General features: G+C 67.2%; 21 protein-coding genes. 13 read left to right on the top strand and 8 right to left on the bottom strand.

What is annotated here, in order from left to right; all coding sequences use genetic code 11:
- The first annotated feature begins 9 nt into the window (after positions 1–9).
- Positions 10–714, top strand: coding sequence for a squalene/phytoene synthase family protein (locus C1922_RS13020; protein ID WP_108750142.1), 705 nt, complete (start codon positions 10–12; stop codon positions 712–714).
- 486 nt (positions 715–1,200) lie between these two features.
- On the opposite strand, the gene C1922_RS13015 is transcribed toward C1922_RS13020, so the two are convergent.
- The 3 genes from C1922_RS13015 to yidD are packed head-to-tail and all read right to left on the bottom strand — an operon-like array spanning position 1,201 to position 3,651.
- Positions 1,201–2,049, bottom strand: a complete 849-nt coding sequence (locus C1922_RS13015) for a M23 family metallopeptidase (RefSeq protein ID WP_108750141.1) — start codon at positions 2,047–2,049, stop codon at positions 1,201–1,203.
- Entirely contained in the window at positions 2,049–3,395 is a 1,347-nt protein-coding gene (locus C1922_RS13010; protein WP_108750140.1) for a dihydroorotase, read from the bottom strand. Before C1922_RS13010 ends, C1922_RS13015 begins: the two co-directional genes overlap by 1 nt.
- Position 3,396: 1 nt before the next feature.
- The gene (gene yidD / locus C1922_RS13005) at positions 3,397–3,651 is read right to left on the bottom strand and encodes a membrane protein insertion efficiency factor YidD (RefSeq protein ID WP_108750139.1); all 255 of its coding nucleotides are present in this window, start codon (positions 3,649–3,651) and stop codon (positions 3,397–3,399) included.
- Positions 3,652–3,924: 273 nt separating this feature from the next.
- Between yidD and dksA the strand changes: the two genes are divergently transcribed.
- The gene (gene dksA / locus C1922_RS13000) at positions 3,925–5,166 is read left to right on the top strand and encodes an RNA polymerase-binding protein DksA (RefSeq protein ID WP_108750138.1); all 1,242 of its coding nucleotides are present in this window, start codon (positions 3,925–3,927) and stop codon (positions 5,164–5,166) included.
- 222 nt (positions 5,167–5,388) lie between these two features.
- On the opposite strand, the gene C1922_RS12995 is transcribed toward dksA, so the two are convergent.
- From C1922_RS12995 to cysS, 3 genes are read right to left on the bottom strand one after another with little or no spacing between them, the layout of a single operon-like run.
- Complete coding sequence (locus C1922_RS12995) at positions 5,389–6,636, bottom strand: MFS transporter (protein WP_108750137.1); 1,248 nt, start codon at positions 6,634–6,636, stop codon at positions 5,389–5,391.
- The gene (locus tag C1922_RS12990) at positions 6,633–7,085 is read right to left on the bottom strand and encodes a SufE family protein (protein ID WP_108750136.1); all 453 of its coding nucleotides are present in this window, start codon (positions 7,083–7,085) and stop codon (positions 6,633–6,635) included. The genes C1922_RS12995 and C1922_RS12990 overlap by 4 nt, the downstream gene beginning before the upstream one ends.
- Positions 7,086–7,139: 54 nt before the next feature.
- Positions 7,140–8,516 (bottom strand): cysteine--tRNA ligase, encoded by a 1,377-nt coding sequence (gene cysS / locus C1922_RS12985; protein ID WP_108750135.1) that lies wholly within the window; start codon positions 8,514–8,516, stop codon positions 7,140–7,142.
- 175 nt (positions 8,517–8,691) lie between these two features.
- Here cysS and C1922_RS12980 point away from each other — a divergent pair, with 175 nt between their 5' ends.
- From C1922_RS12980 to C1922_RS12930, 11 genes are all read left to right on the top strand, one after another.
- Complete coding sequence (locus C1922_RS12980; protein ID WP_108750134.1) at positions 8,692–9,255, top strand: hypothetical protein; 564 nt, start codon at positions 8,692–8,694, stop codon at positions 9,253–9,255.
- Positions 9,256–9,574: 319 nt separating this feature from the next.
- The gene (locus C1922_RS12975; protein WP_108750133.1) at positions 9,575–10,585 is read left to right on the top strand and encodes an N-acetylornithine carbamoyltransferase; all 1,011 of its coding nucleotides are present in this window, start codon (positions 9,575–9,577) and stop codon (positions 10,583–10,585) included.
- Positions 10,586–10,669: 84 nt separating this feature from the next.
- Positions 10,670–11,863, top strand: coding sequence for an argininosuccinate synthase (locus tag C1922_RS12970; RefSeq protein WP_108750132.1), 1,194 nt, complete (start codon positions 10,670–10,672; stop codon positions 11,861–11,863).
- Positions 11,864–11,995: 132 nt separating this feature from the next.
- A complete protein-coding gene (locus C1922_RS12965) occupies positions 11,996–13,084 on the top strand; it encodes an acetylornithine deacetylase (protein WP_108750131.1) in 1,089 nt (362 codons plus the stop codon).
- Between the two features lie 24 nt (positions 13,085–13,108).
- A complete protein-coding gene (locus C1922_RS12960; RefSeq protein WP_108750130.1) occupies positions 13,109–14,437 on the top strand; it encodes an acetylglutamate kinase in 1,329 nt (442 codons plus the stop codon).
- A gap of 3 nt (positions 14,438–14,440) precedes the next feature.
- Positions 14,441–15,043, top strand: coding sequence for a GNAT family protein (locus tag C1922_RS12955; RefSeq protein ID WP_108750129.1), 603 nt, complete (start codon positions 14,441–14,443; stop codon positions 15,041–15,043).
- Positions 15,040–15,993, top strand: coding sequence for an N-acetyl-gamma-glutamyl-phosphate reductase (gene argC / locus C1922_RS12950; RefSeq protein ID WP_108750128.1), 954 nt, complete (start codon positions 15,040–15,042; stop codon positions 15,991–15,993). Before C1922_RS12955 ends, argC begins: the two co-directional genes overlap by 4 nt.
- A gap of 22 nt (positions 15,994–16,015) precedes the next feature.
- Entirely contained in the window at positions 16,016–17,311 is a 1,296-nt protein-coding gene (gene argH / locus C1922_RS12945; protein WP_108750127.1) for an argininosuccinate lyase, read from the top strand.
- Positions 17,311–17,574, top strand: a complete 264-nt coding sequence (locus C1922_RS12940) for a YciI family protein (RefSeq protein WP_108750126.1) — start codon at positions 17,311–17,313, stop codon at positions 17,572–17,574. The genes argH and C1922_RS12940 overlap by 1 nt, the downstream gene beginning before the upstream one ends.
- 10 nt (positions 17,575–17,584) lie before the next feature.
- Entirely contained in the window at positions 17,585–18,742 is a 1,158-nt protein-coding gene (proB, locus tag C1922_RS12935) for a glutamate 5-kinase (protein ID WP_108750125.1), read from the top strand.
- Positions 18,739–20,007, top strand: a complete 1,269-nt coding sequence (locus C1922_RS12930) for a glutamate-5-semialdehyde dehydrogenase (protein WP_108750124.1) — start codon at positions 18,739–18,741, stop codon at positions 20,005–20,007. The genes proB and C1922_RS12930 overlap by 4 nt, the downstream gene beginning before the upstream one ends.
- Positions 20,008–20,649: 642 nt before the next feature.
- Here C1922_RS12930 and pgaD read toward each other — a convergent pair.
- Together pgaD and pgaC are read right to left on the bottom strand one after the other, a co-directional pair.
- Positions 20,650–21,141, bottom strand: a complete 492-nt coding sequence (pgaD, locus tag C1922_RS12925) for a poly-beta-1,6-N-acetyl-D-glucosamine biosynthesis protein PgaD (RefSeq protein WP_108750123.1) — start codon at positions 21,139–21,141, stop codon at positions 20,650–20,652.
- Positions 21,138–22,391, bottom strand: coding sequence for a poly-beta-1,6-N-acetyl-D-glucosamine synthase (pgaC, locus tag C1922_RS12920; RefSeq protein ID WP_108750122.1), 1,254 nt, complete (start codon positions 22,389–22,391; stop codon positions 21,138–21,140). The genes pgaD and pgaC overlap by 4 nt, the downstream gene beginning before the upstream one ends.

The following is a 22,391-nucleotide window of genomic DNA, read 5'->3' as shown; positions in this document are numbered from 1 at the left end:
AACAACGTAGTGAGCAGTACCGCGCTGGAAAGCTTCCTCGACAAGTGGCGCAGCCGCTGGCCGGAATGGTCGGTGGCCGCGCCGTTCGTGGCCGAGCCGCAACGTGACCTGGCCGTGGCGTGGTTCGCGCTGCTGCAGGAATTCGACGACATGCTCAACACCAGTGGCGACCCGCTGCCGGCCGACGCGAAGCTGGCATGGTGGGGCGAAGAGCTGCGCAGCTGGGCCGGGCAGCGCTCGCGCCATCCGCTGGGGCGCCTGCTGGAGCCGGTGCGTGCGCCGTGGGCACAGTTGGCCGAGGCCCTGCCGGATCTGGTCGAGGCCCGTACGGTCGCGCTGGACGCCGCCGGCGCAGAGCGTGCGCTGGCCCAGTACGCCGAAGCCGTGGCAGCGGTGGAAGCCGTGCTGTTCAACGACACCCCGCGCAAGGGCGCGGGCCGTGCCGTGCAGCTGCAGACCCTCGCCCAGCGCCTGCAGGACGCCGGCGTGGCTGGTGTGCCACGCAGCCTGCTGGACGAGAACGCCAGCAACGCCACGCAGCGCTGGGCGCAGCATCTGCTGAAGGGGTGGGGCACCCGCGTGCCCGGCCCGCGTCCCCGCCGGATCTGGTCCAGCCTGGCCCGCGCACGCGTGGCCGCGCAGGCCGCAGGCAAGCCGATCGAAGCCACCCCGGTACGCACGCTGCTGCGCGTGTGGTGGGCCGCACGCGGCTGATCGCTAGGTGCGGCCTTGGTCCGCACGCCGCTGATCGCTTCTGGTAGGTGCGGACCTTGGTCCGCACGCTCTTGGGGATCGTGCCGACCAAGGTCGGCACCTACCAGACCGCATTGCGGTGGATCCACGCCATGCGTGGATGAATGCCCGGTTCGCGCGCGCTGCGGGATCGTGCCGACCAAGGTCGGCACCTACCCGACCGCATTGCGGTAGATCCACGCCATGCGTGGATGAATGCCCGGTTCGCGCGCGCTGCGGGATTGTGCCGACCAAGGTCGGCACCTACCAGACCGCATTGCGGTGGATCCACGCCATGCGTGGATGAATGCCCGGTTCGCGCGCGCTGCGGGATCGTGCCGACCAAGGTCGGCACCTACCGAACCGCATTGCGGTGGATCCACGCCATGCGTGGATGAATGCCCGGTTCGCGCGCGCTGCGGGATCGTGCCGACCAAGGTCGGCACCCAGCCAAGCGCATTGCGCGCGTTATTTGCGTTCCAGCACCAGCAACGGATCGATACGGGTGTCGAACCAGTTCATGCCCCAGTGCAGGTGCGGGCCGGTGGCACGTCCGGTAGCGCCGACGGCGGCAATCACCTGGCCCTGCTCGACACGATCCCCCACCTTCACGTCGATGCGTGACAGGTGCAGGAAGTTCGAACTGATGCCGTAGCCATGGTCGATCAGCAGCGTGCCGCCGGTCAGGTAAAGGTCCGGGCCGGCAAAGGTGACCACGCCGGCGGCCGGTGCCTTCACCGGGGTGCCGGTGGGCGCCGCGATATCCATGCCGGAATGACCCGCGCCAGGCTGGCCGTTGTACACGCGTGCATTGCCGAAGCGGCCGCTGATGCGGCCCTGCACTGGCCAGATGAAGGTCTGGGTGAAATCGGTACGGTTGTCATCGCGGGCGCGCGCTGCGGTTACCTGCGCCTGTTCGCGCTTGATGCGCTCGGCAATCGCCGGCGGCGGGTTCACCGTCTTCGGCGGCACGCCGTTCACACGCTCGGTTGGCCAGTCGCGCGGGGTCACCGTGATCGTGGCCGTCTCGCTGCCGCCATCCGGGCGCTGCACCTGCACCTGCAGCGGGCCCTTCTCGTCGCGGCCGATGCCGAACACCACGCTGCCGTAGTTGCTCACGCGCAGGTCGCGGCCGGCGTAGCGCACGCGGCTGCCAGCCGGCACCTTGCCGATCACCATCGCGCCCTGCGAAGCGCTGGGCGGGAACACTACGCGGCTGTCGATCAGGCTGCCGATGCCATCCTGCGCCTGTGCCGGCGGTGCGGTGAACAGGGGCGCGGCCAGCAGCAGCGCCCCCAACAGAAATGCCGGACGCATCAGCGGTCGTAGGTCATGCGCTGGCCGGCCGGTTCGCCGACCAGTTTGCTGCCGTCCCACACCAACTGGCCGTTCACCCAGGTCGAGGCCACGCGCGAGCGGAAGGTGGTGCCTTCAAACGGCGACCAGCCGCACTTGGACAGCACGTCCTCGCGCTTGACGGTGAACGGCACGTCTTCCACCAGCACCAGGTCGGCGAAGTAGCCTTCGCGCAGGAAGCCGCGCTCTTCCACGTCGAACAGCTGCGCCGGGGCGTGGGCGAACTTCTGCACCACCTGCTCGCGGGTCAGCTTGCCTTCGTGCACGCGCTCCAGTGCGGCCACCAGGGCGTACTGCACCAGCGGCAGGCCCGACGGCGCCTGCGCATAGGGCTTCTGCTTCTCTTCCCAGGTATGCGGGGCGTGGTCGGTGGCCAGCACGTCCAGTACATCGTCAGCCAGCGCAGCGGTGATCGCCTCGCGGTCGGACACTTCCTTGATGGCCGGGTTGCATTTGATCAGGTTGCCCTTGGTCGCGTAATCGGGGCGAGCGAAGTGCAGGAAGTGCACGCAGGTTTCGGCGGTGATCTGCTTGCGGCTGCCGTCGGCGCGGATCAGCGGGCCCTTTTCGAACAGCGCCAGTTCGTCGGCGGTGGAAATGTGCAGCACGTGCAGGCGGGTGCCGTGTTTGCGTGCCAGCGACATGGCCAAGCGGGTCGACTTGATGCAGGCCTCGCGCGAGCGGATGTCCGGGTGCATGTCCGGGGTCAGTGCATCGCCGTACTTTTCCTGGAACGCCTTGAGGTTGGCGTCGATCATCGGCGTGTCTTCGCAGTGCGTGATGATCGGGGTCGGGCATTCGCGGAAGATCGCATCCAGCGTGTCCGGGTCGTCCACCAGCATGTTGCCGGTGGACGCGCCCATGAACACCTTCACGCCCGGCGCCTTCTTCGGATCCAGTGCGCGGATCGCTTCCAGATTGTCGTTGCTGGCGCCGTGGTAGAAGCCGTAGTTGGCCCAGGCGCGGCCGCGGGCGAGTTCGTACTTGGCCTCAAGGATGGTCGAATCCAGGGTGGGCGGATTGGTGTTGGGCATGTCCATGAAGCTGGTCAGGCCACCGGCCACCGCGGCCGCCGATTCGCTGGCGATGTCGCCCTTGTGGGTCAGGCCCGGCTCGCGGAAATGCACCTGGTCGTCGATCATGCCGGGCAGCAGCCAGCGCCCCGCTGCGTCCACCACCTGTTCGCCCTCGCGCGCGCTCAGCCCGCTGCCGATCTGCGCGATGCGGCCGTTCTCGATGCGCAGGTCGCCGTCGAAGGTGCGGCCTTCGTTGACCATGCGGGCATTGGTGATGAGGGTGGAGGACATGTCAGTGTTTTCCTGTGCAACGGCAAGAAGGGGCGTGGGAAGACTCGGGCACTGGATCGAAGCCGCCGGGATGGAAGGGATGGCAGCGGCCCAGACGGCGCGCGGCCAGCCAGCTGCCGCGCAGCGGGCCGTGGCGGCCGATGGCCTCCATCGCGTATTCAGAACAACTGGGCACGAAACGGCAGCGCGGCCCCAGCAGGGGGCTGATGAAGCGCTTGTAGAAGCGCAGCAGGGCGATGAGCAGGCGCGAGATCACCCAGTCATCTTATGCCAGTTGGCATGAAGGCCGCATTTGTGCAGGATGGGCCGTTGGTCGCATGTCGCCGATGGCCTGCGACCGGTGCTGGCACCCTTGCAGGTGCCGGCCAGGTTCCGCACCGCGCAGGGCGGCCGGGTTGTTCGGACCGCCACGTTGGGCCCGCTGGCTCCAGGACTGAATGGAGCAGGCCCCCAAGGTTGCTGCTGCCGGTCGGGTAGGCTATAAAGGCCCGCTTTCCCGGGCCCCGGGGAATCCAAGGAAGAGCGTTTCGTGGCTGCTAAAAAAACTGCAAAGAAGGCCGTCAAGGCCGCCAAGAAAACCGCCAAGCCTGTTGTGAAGAAGTTGGCGGCCAAGCCCGTTGCCCCGAAGTCGGCCAGCAAGCCGGCGGCGAAGGCGGCGTCATCGCAACCGGCGGCCAGGAAGGCCACCGCAAAGAAGACCCCGGCCAAGGCCGCCAAACCCGCCGTGGCCAAGAAGGCAGCGCCGGTGAAGGCCAAGCCTGCGGCCGCGGCGAAGAAGGCCCCGGTGGCGAAGAAGACCGCGGCCAAGGCTGCTCCGGTGAAGAAGGCTGCCGCCAAGCCGGCGCCCAAACCGGTCGCCAGGAAGGCCGCGCCCAAGCCGGCACCGAAGCCGGTGGCCAGCAAGGGCGCTGCCAAGCCCGCCGCGAAAAAGGCGGCTGCCGCTAAACCGGCGCCCGCACCTGCCGTTGTAAAGAAGGCCGCAAAGAATGTCGCCAAGCCGGCTGCGAAGCCGGCCCCGGCCCCCGTAGTGAAGTCCGCACCGAAGCCTGCCGCCAAGCCGGCTCCGGCCAAGCCTGTCCCGGCCAAGACCGCCCCCGTGGTTGCTGCCCCTCCGGCCCCCAAGCCGGCTGCGGCCGCCGCCCCGGTTGCATCGAAGGCCCCGCAATCCAAGAATCCCGTGCCCGTTTCGAAATCGCCTGCCAAGACCGCTGTGAAATCTGCCGTGAAACCTGATACCGCTCCGAAGACCGTGTCGCGCCCCGTGGGCAAGGTTGCCGTGGCTGTGACCGCCCGTTCGGCGGCGCCGGCCCCGCGCAGCAAGTACAAGGTCATCGAATACAAGACCGACGAGGCCACTGGCCGCCCGATCCTGCCGGCTGGCTACAAGCCGTCCTCGGAAGAGGAATACATGAGCTCGCTGCAGCAGGAATACTTCCGTCAGCGCCTGCAGAACTGGCGTGGTGACCTGGTGGAAGAATCCAAGCAGACCATCGAGAACCTGCGCGAGGAAGTGCGTGACATCGGCGACGAAGCCGAGCGTGCAACCCGCGAGACCGAGAACTCGCTGGAACTGCGCACCCGTGACCGCTACCGCAAGCTGATCGGCAAGATCGACAGCACCCTCAAGCGCCTGGAAGCAGGTGACTACGGCTACTGCGTGGACACCGGTGAAGAAATCGGCCTGGAGCGCCTGGAAGCGCGCCTGACCGCCGAGCGCACCATCGACGCCCAGGAGCGTTGGGAGCACCTGCAGAAGCAGCAGGGCGACTGATTCCAGGCCGTTGTGTGGTCATGCGAAAAACCCGGCCTTGGCCGGGTTTTTTGTTGGGTGATCGTGCTCTTGTAGAGCCGAGCCCACGCTCGGCTGGCCGTTCTTTTGTAGCGTCGAGCCATGCTCGACTGGCCGTTTTGTAGAGTCGAGCCATGCTCGACTGGCTTCTGGAAAGCAGTCGAGCATGGCTCGACTCTACAGAAAGCCGCGGCGCCGTCGGAATCATTGCAGGTCGCGCAGATTCAACTTCCGCAGCGTCGGGTTCTTCCACGCGGTGATGCCGGCCACGCCCAGCACCGCGCAGCCGCCCAGCACCACCGCCGGCACCAGGCCCAGCAGCTTGGCCATCGTGCCGGCGTAGAACGCGCCCAGTTCGTTGGACGAGCTGATGAAGATGCCGTTGATGGAGGACACCCGCCCGCGCATTTCCTCCGGCGTGGCCAGCTGCAGGATGGTCGAGCGCACCACCACGGAAACGCCATCGAATGCACCGTAGAACAGCAGGATCAGCGCCGACAGCCAGAAGTACTGGGACAGGCCGAAGCTGACCACGCACAGGCCAAACCCGGCCACGGCGAACAGCAGTACGCGCCCGGCGTTCTTCTGCAGCGGGTGGCGTGCCAGCCACAGGCCGACCGCAATCGAACCCAGTGCCGGTGCCGCGCGCAGGATACCCAGCCCTTCCGGGCCGTGGTGCAGGATCTCCTGCAGGAAGGCCGGCAGCATCGCCACCACGCCGCCCAGCAGCACCGAGAACATGTCCAGCGCCATCGCGCCGACCATGATGCGGTTGCCGACCACGAAGCGGGCACCTTCGGCGATGCTCTTGAAGATCGGCGCGGCCGGGCCGTCATGCACCGGCTCGCTCACTTTCAGCGTGGCCAGGCAGCCCAGCGCAACCAGCGCGAAGCCGGTGGCCACCGCGTAGGACAGCCCCTTGCCGCCCCAGCCGACCAGGATGCCGCCCAGCGCCGGGCCCACCACCATGCCCGACTGGAATACCACGCTGCCCAGCCCGGCGCCGCGCGCGAACTGCTCGCGGGCAAGCACGCGGGCGAACAGGGCGTTGTAGATGGGCGACAGGAAGGCACGCACCATGCCGGTCAGGGCGATGGCCGCATAGATCGGCCAGACCCCGTGGAACGGCAACCAGCCCTTTGCCACGCAGGTCAGTACGATGGCCGTGGCCACCAGCCCGGCGCAGGCGACCATGCCCAGCCGGCGGCGTGGCAGGTGGTCCACCAGATAGCCGGCAAACGGCGCCACGCAGAAGAACGGCAGCACCTCGGCCAAGCCGACCAGGCCCAGCGAGAACGGATTGCGGGTGACTTCGTAGATGTGCCAGCCGACGGTGACCGCCACCACCTGGTAGGACAGCATGGCGAAGATGCGGTAGGCCAGCAGCTTGGCAAAGCCGGGCCGGCCCAGCAGGGCCAGCGCGCCCTCGTCTTCGGTGGTGGCCGTGGTCACGGCTGTTCGCGCTGCAGCTGGGCCTGCGCGGTCTCGTGGATGAAAGCCAGCATTGCGGCCACGCCATTGCTGCGGGTGGGCGAGAGGTGGCGGGCCAGGCCGATGTCCTGGATGTAGCTGGGTTCGGTGGCCAGGATTTCCTGGGCCGAGCGGCCCGAGTACACGCGCAGGGCCAGGAAGATCAGGCCCGAGACGATGGCCGAATCGCTGATGGCGTGGAAGCGCAGCGACTGCGCGTTGCCTTCCGGCACGATCCACACCATCGACTGGCAGCCCAGCAGGCGGTGCTCTTCGGTCTTCCACTCTTCCGGGAAGGTCGGCAGCTTGCGGCCCAGATCGATCAGGTACTGGTAGCGTTCGGACCAGTCGCCGAAGAAGGCGAATTCTTCGGCAATGGCGCTCTGCGCCTCGGCGGCGGTGGGTTCAAGCGGGAACGGGGAGTCGGTCACAACGGTCTCTGCAGTGGGGGCGTGGCCGGGGGCGCCGGCCACGGGGCAGGGCGGTCAGGCGCGCTTGCGCACCCAGCGCACGCCCTGCGGGGTGTCTTCCAGCACGATGCCCTCGGCGGCCAGCTGGTCGCGGATGGCATCGGAGCGGGCGAAATCGCGGGCCTGCTTGGCAGCAGCACGCTCATCGATCAGGCCCTGGATGCGCGCATCGTCGTCGCCTTCGCTGGCGGCGGTGCCGAACCAGTGCGCCGGGTCGGACTGCAGCAGGCCCAGCGCCAGGCCGGCGCCGAGCAGCTCGCTTTTCAGGCGCGCGCGCTCGGTCGGGTCGGTGGCACGGCGGGCCTCGCCGGCAATGCGGGCGACCTCGGCCAGCGCCTGCGGGGTGTTCAGGTCATCGTCCAGGGTGGCTTCCACCGATGCCGGGATGATGGCCGCAGCATCCACGTCCACCAGGTCGCGCAGGGTGCCGTACAGGCGGTCCAGGGTACGCGCGGACTGTTCGATGAGTGCATCGGACCAGTCCAGTGGCTGCCGGTAGTGGGCCGACAGCAGGGCCAGGCGCAGCGCTTCGGGCGGGTGCTGGCGCACCAGGTCGTGCACGCGCTCGATGTTGCCCAGCGACTTGCTCATCTTGGCGCCGCCGAAGTTGAGCATGCCGTTGTGCAGCCAGAAGCGGGCGAAGATCTTGCCACCGTGCGCGCATTCGCTCTGCGCGATCTCGTTCTCGTGGTGCGGGAACTGCAGGTCCACGCCGCCGGCGTGGATGTCGATGGTCTCGCCCAGGTGGGCGGCGGCCATCGCCGAGCATTCGATGTGCCAGCCCGGGCGGCCGCGGCCCCACGGCGATTCCCAGCCGGGCAGGTCGTCGCTGGACGGCTTCCACAGCACGAAATCGCCGGCATCGCGCTTGTACGGGGCCACTTCCACGCGGGCGCCGGCCAGCATTTCTTCCGGGTCGCGGCGCGAGAGCTTGCCGTAGCCGTCGAAGCTGGCCACCGCGAACAGCACGTGGCCCTCGGCGGCGTAGGCATGGCCGTTGTCGATCAGCTGCTCGATCATGCTGATGATCTGCGGCATGTGCGCGGTCACTTCCGGCTCGATGTCCGGCGGCACCACGCCCAGCGCGGCCATGTCTTCACGGTAGGCGGCGGCGAACTTGTCGGTGATGGTGCTGATCGGCACGCTCTGCTCGCGCGCGGCGGTGTTGATCTTGTCGTCCACGTCGGTGATGTTGCGGGCGTAGCGCAGCGCGCCGAAGCGGCGCCGCAGCAGGTCGGCCAGCACCCCGAACACCACCGGGCCACGGGCGTTGCCGATATGCACGTAGTTGTAGACCGTGGGGCCGCACACATACAGGGTCGGACAGGCCGGATCGATCGGGGTGAACGGTTCGAGCTGGCGAGTCAGGTTGTTGTGCAGGCGCAGGGTCATGGGGATCGGGGTGGGGGACAAGCCTGTGATTTTAGAACGTGTCGGGGCCCTTTGGGGGCGCCGGGGCCCACCGGCGGGCGGGGTGGGGTGGGCAGGAGCGGCGCGGACGGGTAATGTTCAGCCCCTTGCGGTCGTCACTGCCTACACTATTGCCGTGTCCTTCCTTCCGTCGCCAATGAAAACCACCGCGTTGCTGACCCTGGCCTGCCTGTCGGCGGCGCCGTTCGTGGTCCGGGCCCAGGAAGCAGAGCCGCGCAACCGGGTGGTGATCGTGGAGAACGTGAAGTTCGACTACGCCCAGGTACTGAACGTCGAGCCGGTGTTCCAGACCCTGCGCGCCACCCGCACCGAAGAACACTGCGAGCCGGTGTCCACCCGGACCCTGGCCCCGGTGAACGTGACCGGCGAGGAGCCGGTGGAGGACAAGGGCAGGATCGGCCGCTTCTGGGATTCGGTGCGCTCGATGTTCAAGCGCAGCGACGAGGAGGCCGCCGCCGAGGTGGCCGCCGAGAACCCGGCCCCGGCCCCGGCCAACAACGGCCCCATGCTGACCCGCGACTGCCGCATCGTGCCAGTGGGCCGTGAGTTCCGCCGCCCCATCGCCTACGACGTGGATTACGTCTACAAGGGCACCAAGTACCGCTCGCGGCTGCCGGAAGACCCCGGCAACCGGCTGAAGATCCGGGTGTCGATCACCCCGTGGGTGGGCGCCGACCAGACCGCTGGCGCTTCGCCCTGATTCTGCGACGCCTGCCCCTTGCGCGGGCCCCCCGCCCATGCAAAGATGTTCGGCCATGAAGCTCACCGACTTCCAGCACGACAGCAGCGCCGCCCGCCAGGCCACTGGCATGACGTCGCGTGCCCGTCGACCGGAACCCCACATTTCCGCTGGGTAACCGGAGCTTTCTGCTGTTCGTCCGAAAAAAACCCAGCCCGCCGGCTGGGTTTTTTCGTTTTCGCGTCCTGAAAGCTTCATCTGCAACCATTCCGCACCACCCTGTTTGCCGGTTTTCCCTTCCACCGCGCCGCAGCCCGGCGCCGCCACGCAAGGAAAGATGATGTCCCCCAAGCACTTCCTGAACACCCAGGACTGGAGCCGCAGCGAGCTTGACGCCCTGCTGACCCAGGCCGAGCTGTTCAAGCGCAACAAGATCGGTGACCAGCTCAAGGGCAAGTCGATCGCGCTGGTGTTCTTCAACCCGTCCATGCGCACCCGTACCAGCTTCGAACTGGGCGCCTTCCAGCTCGGTGCCCACGCGGTGGTGCTGCAGCCGGGCAAGGATGCGTGGCCGATCGAGTTCAACCTCGGCACGGTGATGGATGGCGATACCGAAGAGCACATCGCCGAAGTGGCCAAGGTGCTGGGCCGTTACTGCGACATCATCGCCGTGCGTGCGTTCCCCAAGTTCGTGGACTGGGCCTACGACCGCCAGGACATCGTCCTCAACAGCTTCGCCAAGTACTCGCCGGTGCCGGTCATCAACATGGAGACCATCACCCACCCGTGCCAGGAGCTGGCCCACATCATGGCCCTGCAGGAGCACTTCGGTACGCAGGACCTGCGTGGCAAGAAGTACGTGCTGACCTGGACCTACCACCCCAAGCCGCTGAACACCGCCGTGGCCAATTCGGCGCTGACCATCGCCACCCGCATGGGCATGGACGTGACCCTGCTGTGCCCGACCGCTGATTACATCCTGGATGACCGCTACATGGGCTGGGCCGAGCAGAACGTGGCCGAGAGCGGCGGTTCGCTGAAGATCAGCCATGACATCGACAGCGCCTACGCCGGTGCCGACGTGGTGTACGCCAAGAGCTGGGGCGCGCTGCCGTTCTTCGGCAACTGGGAGCCGGAAAAGCCGATCCGCGACCAGTACAAGCACTTCATCGTGGACGAACGCAAGATGGCGCTGACCAACAACGGTGTGTTCAGCCACTGCCTGCCGCTGCGCCGCAACGTGAAGGCCACCGACGGCGTGATGGATTCGCCGCAGTGCATCGCCATCAACGAAGCCGAGAACCGCCTGCACGTGCAGAAGGCGATCATGGCCGCGGTTGCCGGGCGCTAAGAAGCATCAGTCGAGCATGGCTCGACTCTACAAAGACGAAGTCGAGCGTGGCTCGACGACACAGACGAACAGGACATACCCCCCATGAGCAACAAAGACGTCGTTCTCGCCTTCTCCGGCGGCCTGGATACCAGCTTCTGCGTGCCCTACCTGCAGGAGCGCGGCTACAACGTGCACACCGTGTTCGCCGATACCGGCGGCGTGGATGATGAAGAACGCGATTTCATCGAGAAGCGCGCCGCCGAACTGGGCGTCACCAGCCATGTGACCGTCAACGGCGGCCCGGCCATCTGGGAAGGCTTCGTCAAGCCGTTCGTGTGGGCCGGCGAAGGCTACCAGGGCCAGTACCCGCTGCTGGTGTCCGACCGTTACCTGATCGTCGATGCCGCGCTGAAGCGTGCCGCCGAACTGGGCACCAACATCATTGCCCACGGCTGCACCGGCATGGGCAACGACCAGGTCCGCTTCGACCTGGCCGTGAAGGCCCTGGGTGACTACCAGATCATCGCGCCGATCCGCGAGATCCAGAAGGAACACACCCAGACCCGCGCCTACGAGCAGAAGTACCTGGAGGAGCGCGGCTTCGGCGTGCGTGCCAAGCAGCAGGCCTACACCATCAACGAGAACCTGCTGGGCGTGACCATGTCCGGCGGCGAGATCGACCGTTGGGAAGCGCCGGGCGAGGGCGCCCGTGGCTGGTGCTCGCCGCGCAGCGAGTGGCCGGAACAGGCGCTGACGGTCACCCTGAAGTTCGTGGAAGGCGAAGCCGTCGAACTGAACGGCAAGGCCCTGCCGGGCGACCAGATCCTGGCTCAGCTGAACAAGCTGTTCGCCCCGTATGGCGTCGGCCGTGGCGTCTACACCGGTGACACCGTGATCGGCCTGAAGGGCCGCATCGTGTTCGAAGCGCCGGGCCTGGTTTCGCTGCTGGCCGCGCACCGCGCGCTGGAAGATGCGGTACTGACCAAGCAGCAGAACCGCTTCAAGCCGGACGTGGCGCGCAAGTGGGTGGAGCTGGTGTACGAAGGCTTCTACCACGACCCGCTGAAGACCGACATCGAAGCGTTCCTGAAGTCTTCGCAGGCCAAGGTGAACGGCGAAGTGGTTCTGGAAACCCGTGGCGGCCGCGTCGACGCGGTGGCGGTGAAGTCGCCGCACCTGCTCAACACCAAGGGCGCCACCTACGCGCAGTCGGCCGATTGGGGCGTGGAGGAGGCTGAGGGCTTCATCAAGCTGTTCGGCATGAGCTCGACCCTGTATGCGCAGGTCAATCGCTGAGCGATTGACCACGCATTCCGCCTCAACCCCGCGCCGTTGGCGCGCCCCCTTGAACACCAAGGGGGCTGTCCACCAGACGCATTACGGTAGCGCCGGGCCATGCCCGGCGGAATTCCACAGGACTGTTGATTCATGCTTGAACAGACGCTCGATCACCTGCAGGCCCTGGTGTCCTTCGACACCCGCAACCCGCCGCGTGCGATCACCACCGGTGGCATCTTCGATTACCTGCGCGACCATCTGCCCGGCTTCAACGTCGAGGTGATCGACCACGGTGCCGGTGCGGTCAGCCTGTACGCGGTGCGCGGTACGCCGAAGTACCTGTTCAACGTGCACCTGGATACCGTGCCCGATTCGCCGCACTGGACTGCCGATCCGCACGTGATGCGCCGCCTGGACGACCGCGTGGTCGGCCTGGGTGTGTGCGACATCAAGGGCGCGGCGGCGGCACTGGTGGCCGCGGCCAATGCCAGCGATGGCGATGCGGCGTTCCTGTTCTCCAGTGACGAAGAAGCCAACGATCCACGCTGCATCGCCGCGTTCCTGGCCCGTGGCCTGCCGTACGAAGCGGTGCTGGTGGCCGAACCGACCATGAGCGAGGCGGTGCTGGCGCACCGTGGCATCAGCTCGGTGCTGATGCAGTTCGCCGGCCGCGCCGGCCATGCCTCGGGCAAGCAGGATGCCGCCGCCAGCGCGCTGCACCAGGCCATGCGCTGGGGCAACCGCGCGCTGGACCATGTGGAATCGCTGGCCTCGGCGCGCTTCGGCGGCCTGACCGGCCTGCGCTTCAACATCGGTCGCGTGGAAGGTGGCATCAAGGCCAACATGATCGCGCCGGCCGCTGAAGTGCGTTTCGGCTTCCGCCCGCTGCCGTCGATGGACATCGATGCACTGCTGGCGACCTTCGCCGGTTTTGCCGAGCCGGAAGCGGCTGTGTTCACCGAAACCTTCCGTGGCCCCAGCCTGCCGGCCGGTGACATCGCCGAGGCCGAGCACCGCCGCCTGCTGGCACGCGACGTGGCCGATGCGCTGGACCTGCCGATCGGCAACGCGGTGGATTTCTGGACCGAAGCCTCGCTGTTCTCGGCCGGTGGCTACACCACGCTGGTGTTCGGCCCGGGCGACATCGCCCAGGCGCACACTGCCGATGAGTTCGTGACGCTGGACCAGCTGCAGCGCTACACCGACGCCGTGCACCGCATCATCGCTGCCGGCGCCTGATTCCTCCTTTCCGACGAAACCGAAATGTCTCCTGCCCTCCAGCCCCACCGCCAGACCCGCCAGACCATCGTGCGCCTGCTTTCCAGCATGGCCAGCGCGAAGGAGATCAGCCAGTACCTCAAGCGTTTCTCGCAGCTGGACGCCAAGCGCTTCGCCGTGGTCAAGGTCGGCGGCGCGGTGCTGCGCGATGATCTTGAAGCGCTGACCTCCTCGCTGTCGTTCCTGCAGGAAGTGGGCCTGACCCCGATCGTGCTGCACGGCGCCGGCCCGCAGCTGGACGCGGAACTGTCCGCCGCCGGCATCGAAAAGCAGACGGTCAACGGCCTGCGCGTGACCTCGCCGGAAGCCCTGGCCATCGTGCGCCGGGTCTTCCAGCAGTCCAACCTGCGCCTGGTCGAAGCCCTGCAGCAGAACGGCGCGCGTGCCACGTCCATCACCGGCGGCGTGTTCGAAGCCGAGTACCTGGACCTGGACACCTACGGTCTGGTGGGTGAAGTGAAGAAGGTGAACCTGGCGCCGATCGAGGCCAGCCTGCGCGCCGGCTCCATTCCGGTCATCACCAGCCTGGGTGAAACCGCCGGTGGGCAGATCCTGAACGTCAACGCCGACTTCGCCGCCAACGAGCTGGTGCAGGAACTGCAGCCCTACAAGATCATATTCCTGACCGGCACCGGCGGCCTGCTGGACGAGCAGGGCACGGTGATCGATTCGATCAACCTGTCCACCGAGTACGACCATCTGATCGCGCAGCCGTGGATCCACGGCGGCATGAAGGTGAAGATCGAACAGATCAAGGACCTGCTCGATCGCCTGCCGCTGGAATCGTCGGTGTCGATCACCCGTCCGGCCGACCTGGCCAAGGAACTGTTCACCCACAAGGGCTCGGGCACGCTGGTGCGCAAGGGCGAAAAAGTGCTGCGCGCCACCGAATGGAGCGAGCTGGACCTGCCGCGCCTGAAGGGGCTGATCGAATCCAGCTTCGGCCGCACCCTGGTGCCCGATTACTTCCAGAAGACCCGCCTGCTGCGCGCGTATGTGAGCGAGAACTACCGCACCGCAGTCATCCTTACCGACGAGGCCGAGGGCGTGTACCTGGACAAGTTCGCGGTGCTGGATGACGCGCAGGGCGAAGGCCTGGGCCGTGCGGTGTGGAACGTGATGCTGGAAGAAACCCCGCAGCTGTTCTGGCGCTCGCGCCATGGCAACCCGATCAACCACTTCTATTACGCTGAATCCGATGGCTGCTACAAGCAGGACCAGTGGAAGGTGTTCTGGTTCGGCGCCGATGGCATCGACCGCATCAAGACCTATGTCGACCACTGCGCACAGCGCACGCCGAGCCTGCAGGGCTGAGCGATGATGCCTGCCGATGCCTGGAACAGCGTTCCCACCCTGCGCGGGCAGCACGTGCTGCTGGAACCGTTGCAGCGTGCGCACGTGCCCGGCCTGGCCGCGGCGCTGGAAGGCAGCGGCCTGGACCAGCTCTGGTACACCCAGGTGCCTTCGCCGCAGCAGGCAGGGCATTACGTGCAGGCCGCGCTGGATGCACAGGGCGAAGGCAAGGTGCTGCCGTTCGTGATTCGTGATGCGGCCGGCGCCATCGTCGGCAGCACCCGCTTCTATGGACTGGAAGCGGACGTTCCCAAACTCAGCCTGGGGTACACCTGGTATGCGCCGCGCGTGCAGCGCACCGGGGTGAACACCGAGGCGAAGCTGCTGTTGCTGCGGCACGCCTTCGAGGTAATGGGCTGCATCAGCGTGGTGCTGGAAACCAGCTGGTTCAACCATGCCTCGCGCACGGCCATCGCCCGCCTGGGTGCCAAGCAGGACGGCGTGCTGCGCAACCACAAGCGGCATGCCGACGGCACGCCGCGTGACACTGTCATCTTTTCCATCATCGACGCGGAATGGCAGGGCGTGAAGCGCCACCTGCAGCACCGCTTGGACCAACACGCATGAACGATTCGACCTTCACTCTGGGCATTGTCGGTGCCCGTGGCCATACCGGCGCCGAGCTGATCAAGCTGGTGGCCGCCCACCCGCGATTGAAGCTGGCCTTCGTGTCTTCGCGCGAGCGTGCCGGCCAGCGCCTGGCCGACCACCACCCCGAGGTGCAGGGCGAACTGCAGTACGAAAACCTGGACGCCGATGCCGTGGCCGCCAAGGGCGTGGATGCGGTGATCCTGGCCCTGCCCAATGGCCTGGCCGCCCCGTTCGTGGCCGCGCTGGACGCCGCCAGGCCTGACACGGTGATCGTCGATCTGTCGGCCGATTACCGCTTCGACAACGGCTGGTACTACGGCCTGCCCGAGCTCACCCGTGGCCGTTACAGCGGCCAGAAGCACATCAGCAACCCGGGCTGCTACGCCACCGCAATGCAGTTGGCCGTACACCCGCTGCTGGACCTGCTGGCCGGCCCGCCGCAGTGCTTTGGTGTCTCTGGCTACTCCGGTGCCGGCACCACGCCGTCGGACAAGAACAACGTCGAGCTGCTGGCCGACAACCTGATGCCGTACGCGCTGACCAACCACGTGCACGAGCGCGAAGTGTCGGTGCAGCTGGGCGTGGCCGTGGAGTTCATGCCGCACGTGGCGCCGCACTTCCGTGGCATCACCCTGACCGCGAACCTGTGGTTGAACCAGGTGCAGACGCGCGAGCAGATCGTCGCGCGTTTCCAGCAGGCCTACGCCGGCGAGCCGCTGGTAGAGGTGGTGGACGAAGCACCGTGGGTCAGCCGCATTGCCGGCCGCCATGGGGCCCAGGTCGGTGGTTTCACCCTGGCACCCGGTGGCAAGCGGGTGGTGGTGGTGGCCACCCTGGACAACCTGCTGAAGGGTGCGGCCACCCAGGCCATGCAGAACCTCAACCTTGCGCTGGGCATCGACGAACTGACGTCGATCCCGCACTGAACACGTATTACGGAGCCCCCCCATGGCAGACCTTCTTTGGCAGAAGCCGGGCGTCGCGGTCGACGCACAGATCCAGACCTTCCTCGCCGGCGATGACGTGATCCTCGACCGCGAGTTCTTCCTGCACGATATCGCCGCCAGTGCCGCGCACGCCGAAGGCCTGCAGCACATCGGCATCCTCAGTGCCGACGAACTGGCCGGCCTGCTTCGCGAACTGGACCTGCTGGCGCAGGACTTCCGCGCTGGCCGTTTCGTGCTGGATACCCAGTACGAAGACGGGCATTCGGCCATCGAAGCACGCCTGACCGAACGCCTGGGCGATGCCGGGCGCAAGATCCACACCGGGCGCAGCCGCAACGACCAGATCCTGGTGGCCACCCGCCTGTGGCTGAAGGAAAAGCTGCAGCGCGTGGCCCATCTCAGCGCCGAAGTGGCCAAGGTGGCGCTGGACCGCGCGCAGGCCGAGAAGGACCTGCCGATTCCCGGCTACACCCACATCCAGCGTGCCGTGGTGTCTTCGGCGGGCATGTGGTGGGCCGGTTGGGCCGAAGCCTTCATCGACAACGCGGTGCGCGCGCGCGACACCCACGCACTGGTGGATGCCAACCCACTGGGCACCGCCGCCGGCTATGGCGTGAACCTGCCGCTGGACCGCGAACACACCACGGCTGCACTGGGCTTTGCGCGCATGCAGGTGTCGCCGATCTACGCACAGCTGTCGCGTGGCAAGTTCGAGCTGGCCGCGCTGGAAGCACTGGGCGGCGCCACGCTGGATCTGCGCCGCATCGCCTGGGATCTTTCCCTGTTCACCAGTGCCGAATTCGGTTTTGTCGCCTTGCCGGCGCAGTACACCACCGGCAGCTCGATCATGCCGAACAAGCGCAACCCGGACGTGATCGAATTGATGCGCGCCACCCACGCCAGCGTGGCCGCGGCGCGTACCGAGATCGAGCAGCTGCTGTCGCTGCCGTCGGGCTACCACCGCGACCTGCAGTCGTCCAAGGGCGCCATCTTCCACGGCTTCGGTCGTGGCCTCGCTGCGCTGGAACTGCTGCCGGCGCTGCTGGCCAACCTGGAGTGGCGCGACGACAAGCTGCGTGCAGCCATCGATTCGGGCATGTATGCCACCGACGTTGCGGTGGAAGCAGCCGTGGCCGGTGTGCCGTTCCGCGAGGCCTACAGAGCCGCCGCTGCCGGCGCTGACAGTGCAGGGCAGGGGCGTACCCCGGAAGGCAGCCTGGCCGCGCGCGTGTCGCCCGGTTCGGCCGCCGACCTGCGCCTGGACGAACTGCGCGCGCGCTGGCTGGCGCTGGCCTGATGGCGGGCACTGTCTATCTGGTCATGGCCCTGCGCCTGCCCACGTTCACCCAGGCCGCGGTGCAGCCGCACCTGGATTTCCTGGACGCGCTGCGCAAGCAGGGCCAGCTGCAGCTGACCGGTGGCTTCACCGATGGCAGTGGCGGCGCCTACGTGCTGTGCAACGTGGACAGCCTGGCGCAGGCCCAGGCCATCGTCGCCACCGATCCGCTGGTGACGATGCAGGCCTCGCAGTTGACCGTACACGAATGGCGTACCCGCTGAGAACCCGCCGATGACACACCCCGCTGCCCACGTCGCCTCGCCGTTCCCCGAACAAGCGCTGCCGCCGTGGCGGCGTGCGGTGCTGAAGGTGGGCAGCAGTCTGCTGGCCGCCGACGGTGGCGGCCTGTCGCCGCGCCATGCGCTGGGCCTGGCCCAGTTCGTGTCGGCCCATGTGCTGGCCGGTCGCGAAGTGGTGATCGTGTCTTCCGGCGCTGTCGCGGCGGGGCGGGCGATCCTGCCGCGCGTGGATGAACCCGGCGCCGCCATGGCCGCCCGCCAGGCCCTGGCCGCACTGGGCCAGGCGCAGCTGATTGGCCTGTGGCAGCGCTTCTTCGAGCGACCGGTGGCGCAGGTGCTGCTGACCCACGACGACCTGCGCAACCGCCGCCGCTACCTCAACGCGCGCGCGACGCTGAACGAGCTGCTGCGGCTGGGTGCATTGCCGGTGGTGAACGAGAACGACACCGTTTCGGTGGACGAACTCAAGCTTGGCGACAACGACAACCTGGCCGCCACCGTGGCCGCGCTGGTCGATGCCGATGCGCTGTTCATCGCCACCGACATCGACGGGCTGTACAGCGCCGACCCGCGCACGGTCGCCGACGCGCAGCCGCTGCACGACGTTGCCGAGCTGAGCGATGCCGTGCTGGCCATGGCCGGCGGTGCCGGCTCGCGTGCCGGTACCGGTGGCATGCGGACCAAGCTGGAAGCCGCTGCCAAGGCCGGCCGCCTCGGCATTGAAACCTACCTGTTCAACGGTCGCAGCGGTGACGTGGTGCGCGCGCTGACCCGTGATCGGCTGTTTGGCACGCGCATCCACGCCGCACGCAGCCGTGAGGCGGCGCGCAAGCATTGGCTGCGGCATGCGCCGCTGGCCGAGGGCGCGATCCTGGTCGATGGCGGTGCCGCGCAGGCCATGCGCGAGAAGGGCGCTTCGCTGTTGCCCGGTGGCATTACCGGCGCCGACGGCGCGTTCCGTCGTGGTGACATGGTGCAGGTGTGCTGGAACAGCGACGCGGGGCGGGTCTGCGTGGCGCGCGGGGTCAGCCAGTACGCCGCCGACGATGTGCGCCGCATCGCCGGCCGCCACACGCGCGACATCCAGGCCGTGCTCGGCTACAACTACGGTGGCACGGTCGTGCATCGTGACGATCTGGTGCTGCCATGAACGAACTGCAGGACATCCCCATGAATGAAATCGAAGCGCAGGCGCGGGCCTGCCGTGATGCGGCCACGGTGGTTGCCGGGCTGGACAGTGCGGCGCGCCGTGCGCTGCTGCAGGCCATGGCACAGGCCCTGGAAGTGAACGCCGGCCTGATCCTGGCCGGCAACGCACGCGATCTGGCAGCAGCGCGGGAAAAAGGCGTGGGTGCGGCGATGCTGGACCGCCTGGCGTTGGACCCGGCGCGGCTGTTCGGCATGGCCGAAGCGGTGCGCGACGTGGCCGCGCTGCCCGATCCGGTCGGGCAGGTAACCCGCGACGATGTGCGCCCCAATGGCATCCGCGTGCAGAAGGTGCGCGTGCCGCTGGGCGTGATCGCGATGATCTACGAGGCACGCCCGAACGTGACCGCAGAGGCCGCGGCGCTGTGCCTGAAGGCCGGCAACGGGGTGATCCTGCGCGGTGGTTCCGAGGCCATCCATTCCAACACCGCCATCGCCCAGGCCCTGGCCGGTGCGCTGAAGGCCAACGGCGTACCACCGGCGGCGGTGACTGTGCTGACCGATCTGCGCCGTGAGGCCATGCTGGAACTGCTGCAGCTGCACGAGCTGATCGACCTGGCCATTCCGCGCGGCGGGGAAGGGCTGATCCGCTTCGTGGCCGAACACGCGCGGGTTCCGGTCATCAAGCACTACAAGGGCGTCTGCCATCTGTTCGTGGATGCCAGCGCTGATCTGGACAAGGCCGTTGCGCTGCTGGTGGATGGCAAGTGCAGCCGCCCGGCGGCCTGCAATTCGCTGGAAACGCTGCTGGTGCACCGCGACGTGGCCGAGGCGTTCCTGCCGCGCGCGGCGCAGGCGCTGGGCGAGCGTGGGGTGCAGCTGCGTGCCGACGCGCGCGCGCAGCCGTTGCTGCCGGGCAGCACGGCCGCTACCGACGAGGATTTCGCTGCCGAGTTCCTCGATCTGGTGCTGGCAGTCGGCGTGGTCGATGGCCTGGACGCGGCGATCGCCCACATCCGCACGTATACCTCCGACCATACCGAAGTGATTGCTACCGAAGACGCCGGCAATGCCGAGCGCTTCGTGAACGCGCTGCGTTCGGCGGTGGTGATGGTCAACGCGTCCTCGCGTTTTTCCGATGGTGGCCAGTTGGGGCTGGGCAGCGAGATCGGCATTTCCACTACGCGCCTGCACGCGTATGGGCCGATGGGCCTGGAAGCGCTGACCGTGGAACGGTTCGTCGTACGTGGCGAAGGGCAGACCCGGTAGGGGGGTGTCTGGCAGGGCCTGCGGCCCTGCACCTGCTGGACGTCAACGTCAACGTCAACGTCAACGTCAAAAGCGGGATATCCGTGGGATGGCGGGGCGGTGTCGGAATGCGGGGACGCCGCAAGTACGTCCGTGTAGGCTTGGCAGCCGCATCCATGCGGCTGACACCCCGCATTCCGACACCACCCCACCTCTGACAGTTTCCCGCGATCTGTGGGAACGGCACCGGGGTCGGATCCCGTTGCTGCGCAGCGGGCTCCGACTCCGGATTCAATATTCGATTTCGATGGAAAAGCATCCACGCATGGCGTGGATCTACTGTGTCGACCAAGGTCGACACCTACCAGCAGCCGCGGGAATCTGTCAGAGGTGGGGCGGTGTGGGTGGGCAGGACCGCAGGCGCCATGGGCCCGAGGCATGCCTCGGGCGGGTTGGGCAGGACGCCCAACCCCGGTCTTGCCGTGTGCGCAGGATTGCGCACACGAGCAAGGCGCCTACGAGCCTACACGGACGTACTTGCGGCGTGTCCTGCCCACCCACACCGCCCCGCCACCCACGGATACCCAGCTTTTGACGTTGCTGTTGCCTTTGATCTGGCTTGAAGCAGGTGCAGGGCTGCAAGCCCTGCTCACGTCCCACCACCTACACCAGCGGCTGCCGCGTCAGGCCCACCGGGCGTGCGTTGTCATCCATGTGCAGCGTCACCGCCTTGGCATTCACCAGCAGATCGGCCAGTGCATCGCTGGCGCCCAGCGAATGGGCGATCTCCGCCCGGCTCGAATCCACCCGCGGCGCGCGCCGTTCCTTGCCGGCGAAACGGTAGCGGTTGTACTCGGCCCAGGCGATCAGCAGCAGCGCGCAGCACACCAGGATGATCGGCAGCGCGATCATCACGAACGGATCCAGATGCTGCTTGTGCTGGTACAACTGCACGAACGCCATCTGCCCGCCCAGCAGCCACGAGATCAGCGTGACCAGCGGTGCCCACAGGTAGAAGTAGAAGCCCCAGAACGCCAGGGTGACGAAGCCCCAGGCCGTGCGCTGCAGGCGCGGCTGCTGGCGAGGCTTCTGGATCAACCGCGAATCGAAGCGGTTGGACGGTTTCTTGGTGGTGGTGCCACGTACGGTGCTCATCGGATCCCCCGGTCAGGGCTGACCCAGGTGGCGCGCTTGCCGCGGCGCTTGAACAGCGTCTTCGGCAACGCCACCAGAGTGGTGAACAGGCTGATCAACCAGTACGCCATCGGGTACCAGATGACCCAGAAGTAGTTGCGTCCAATGTGTGTTTCGTAACGACGGTCGATGATCAGGCTGCTGGCGAACTGCAGCAGACAGACCAGCGCCAGGATCACGCCGTGCCATTGCGGCAGCAGCGTATCGATGTACAGCGGGGCCGGCAGCGGAACGAACTTGCCCAGCGCCCACAGCACCACGATCAGCAACATGGTGTACGCCCAGAACACGCTCAGGATGTACTCCAGCAAGACCCCCCACATCCGCCGCTTGCGCCAGCTGAACAGCGAAGTGCCATGCCGCAGCAGCACTTCCACGCCGCCCTGGGCCCAGCGCAGGCGCTGCCGCCACAGACCCTTCAGGGTTTCGGGCATCAGGATGAAGCACAGCGCGTTGGGCTCGTAACGGATGTCCCAGTGGTCCAGCTGCAGGCGCCAGCTGATGTCGATGTCCTCGGTCACCATGTCGTCGGCCCAGTAGCCGATGCGATGCAGGGCGGTGCGGCGGAAAGCGGCGATCACGCCGGACACGGTGAAGATGCGCCCGTACACGCGCTGGGCGCGCTTGATCATGCCGATGATCGAAGAGAACTCGGCCACCTGCAGGCGCCCCAGCAGGGTGGAACGGTTGCGGATGCGCGGATTGCCGGTCACCGCGCCCACGCGTGGGCCGCTGGTCAGGTGCCAGACCATCCAGTGCATGGCGAACTCTTCCAGCATCGCATCGCCATCGATGCAGACCAGGTATTCCGAACGCGCGGCCAGGGCGCCCATGCGCAGCGCATTGGCCTTGCCCAGGTTGCGGTCCAGGTGCACCACGCGCAGGCGCGGGTGCTGTGCGGCCAGTGCATCCAGGCGCGCGCCGGTGTCATCGCGGCTGCCATCGTTGATGGCGATCACCTCGAAATCCGGGTAGCGCTGGGCCAGAGCCGCGCCGATGGTGTCGTCCAGGTTGTCCGATTCGTTGTGGCAGGGAATCAGCAGCGTGGCGAACGGGTATTCGGCCATCGGTGGCGGATCGTTGCGCGGCCGCGACTTCCGCTCGCGGCGGAAGAAGTAGTACAGGCCACCGGACATCCAGAAGAACGCCATCACCATCGGGTAGAAGAAGGCGAACTGGAACAGGGCATACAGCCAAGGGCTCATGTCCAT

The sequence above is a fragment of the Stenotrophomonas sp. ZAC14D2_NAIMI4_7 genome, from assembly GCF_003086675.1.
Classification (GTDB): Bacteria; Pseudomonadota; Gammaproteobacteria; order Xanthomonadales; family Xanthomonadaceae; genus Stenotrophomonas.
Note: the sequence above shows the minus strand (reverse complement) of the source record. Positions and strands in the feature narration are given on the sequence as shown.

What these genes read in the sequence shown, in the direction of transcription:
- C1922_RS13015 (WP_108750141.1), bottom strand. Translation starts at nt 2,049, where the DNA reads ATGCGTCCGGCATTTCTGTTGGGGGCGCTGCTGCTGGCCGCGCCCCTG.
- C1922_RS13010 (WP_108750140.1), bottom strand. Translation starts at nt 3,395, where the DNA reads ATGTCCTCCACCCTCATCACCAATGCCCGCATGGTCAACGAAGGCCGC.
- cysS (WP_108750135.1), bottom strand. Translation starts at nt 8,516, where the DNA reads ATGACCCTGCGCCTGCACAACAACCTGACTCGCCAGCTCGAACCGTTC.
- C1922_RS12980 (WP_108750134.1), top strand. Translation starts at nt 8,692, where the DNA reads ATGAAAACCACCGCGTTGCTGACCCTGGCCTGCCTGTCGGCGGCGCCG.
- C1922_RS12975 (WP_108750133.1), top strand. Translation starts at nt 9,575, where the DNA reads ATGTCCCCCAAGCACTTCCTGAACACCCAGGACTGGAGCCGCAGCGAG.
- C1922_RS12970 (WP_108750132.1), top strand. Translation starts at nt 10,670, where the DNA reads ATGAGCAACAAAGACGTCGTTCTCGCCTTCTCCGGCGGCCTGGATACC.
- C1922_RS12965 (WP_108750131.1), top strand. Translation starts at nt 11,996, where the DNA reads ATGCTTGAACAGACGCTCGATCACCTGCAGGCCCTGGTGTCCTTCGAC.
- C1922_RS12960 (WP_108750130.1), top strand. Translation starts at nt 13,109, where the DNA reads ATGTCTCCTGCCCTCCAGCCCCACCGCCAGACCCGCCAGACCATCGTG.
- C1922_RS12955 (WP_108750129.1), top strand. Translation starts at nt 14,441, where the DNA reads ATGATGCCTGCCGATGCCTGGAACAGCGTTCCCACCCTGCGCGGGCAG.
- argC (WP_108750128.1), top strand. Translation starts at nt 15,040, where the DNA reads ATGAACGATTCGACCTTCACTCTGGGCATTGTCGGTGCCCGTGGCCAT.
- argH (WP_108750127.1), top strand. Translation starts at nt 16,016, where the DNA reads ATGGCAGACCTTCTTTGGCAGAAGCCGGGCGTCGCGGTCGACGCACAG.
- C1922_RS12940 (WP_108750126.1), top strand. Translation starts at nt 17,311, where the DNA reads ATGGCGGGCACTGTCTATCTGGTCATGGCCCTGCGCCTGCCCACGTTC.
- proB (WP_108750125.1), top strand. Translation starts at nt 17,585, where the DNA reads ATGACACACCCCGCTGCCCACGTCGCCTCGCCGTTCCCCGAACAAGCG.
- C1922_RS12930 (WP_108750124.1), top strand. Translation starts at nt 18,739, where the DNA reads ATGAACGAACTGCAGGACATCCCCATGAATGAAATCGAAGCGCAGGCG.
- pgaD (WP_108750123.1), bottom strand. Translation starts at nt 21,141, where the DNA reads ATGAGCACCGTACGTGGCACCACCACCAAGAAACCGTCCAACCGCTTC.
- pgaC (WP_108750122.1), bottom strand. Translation starts at nt 22,391, where the DNA reads ATGGACATGAGCCCTTGGCTGTATGCCCTGTTCCAGTTCGCCTTCTTC.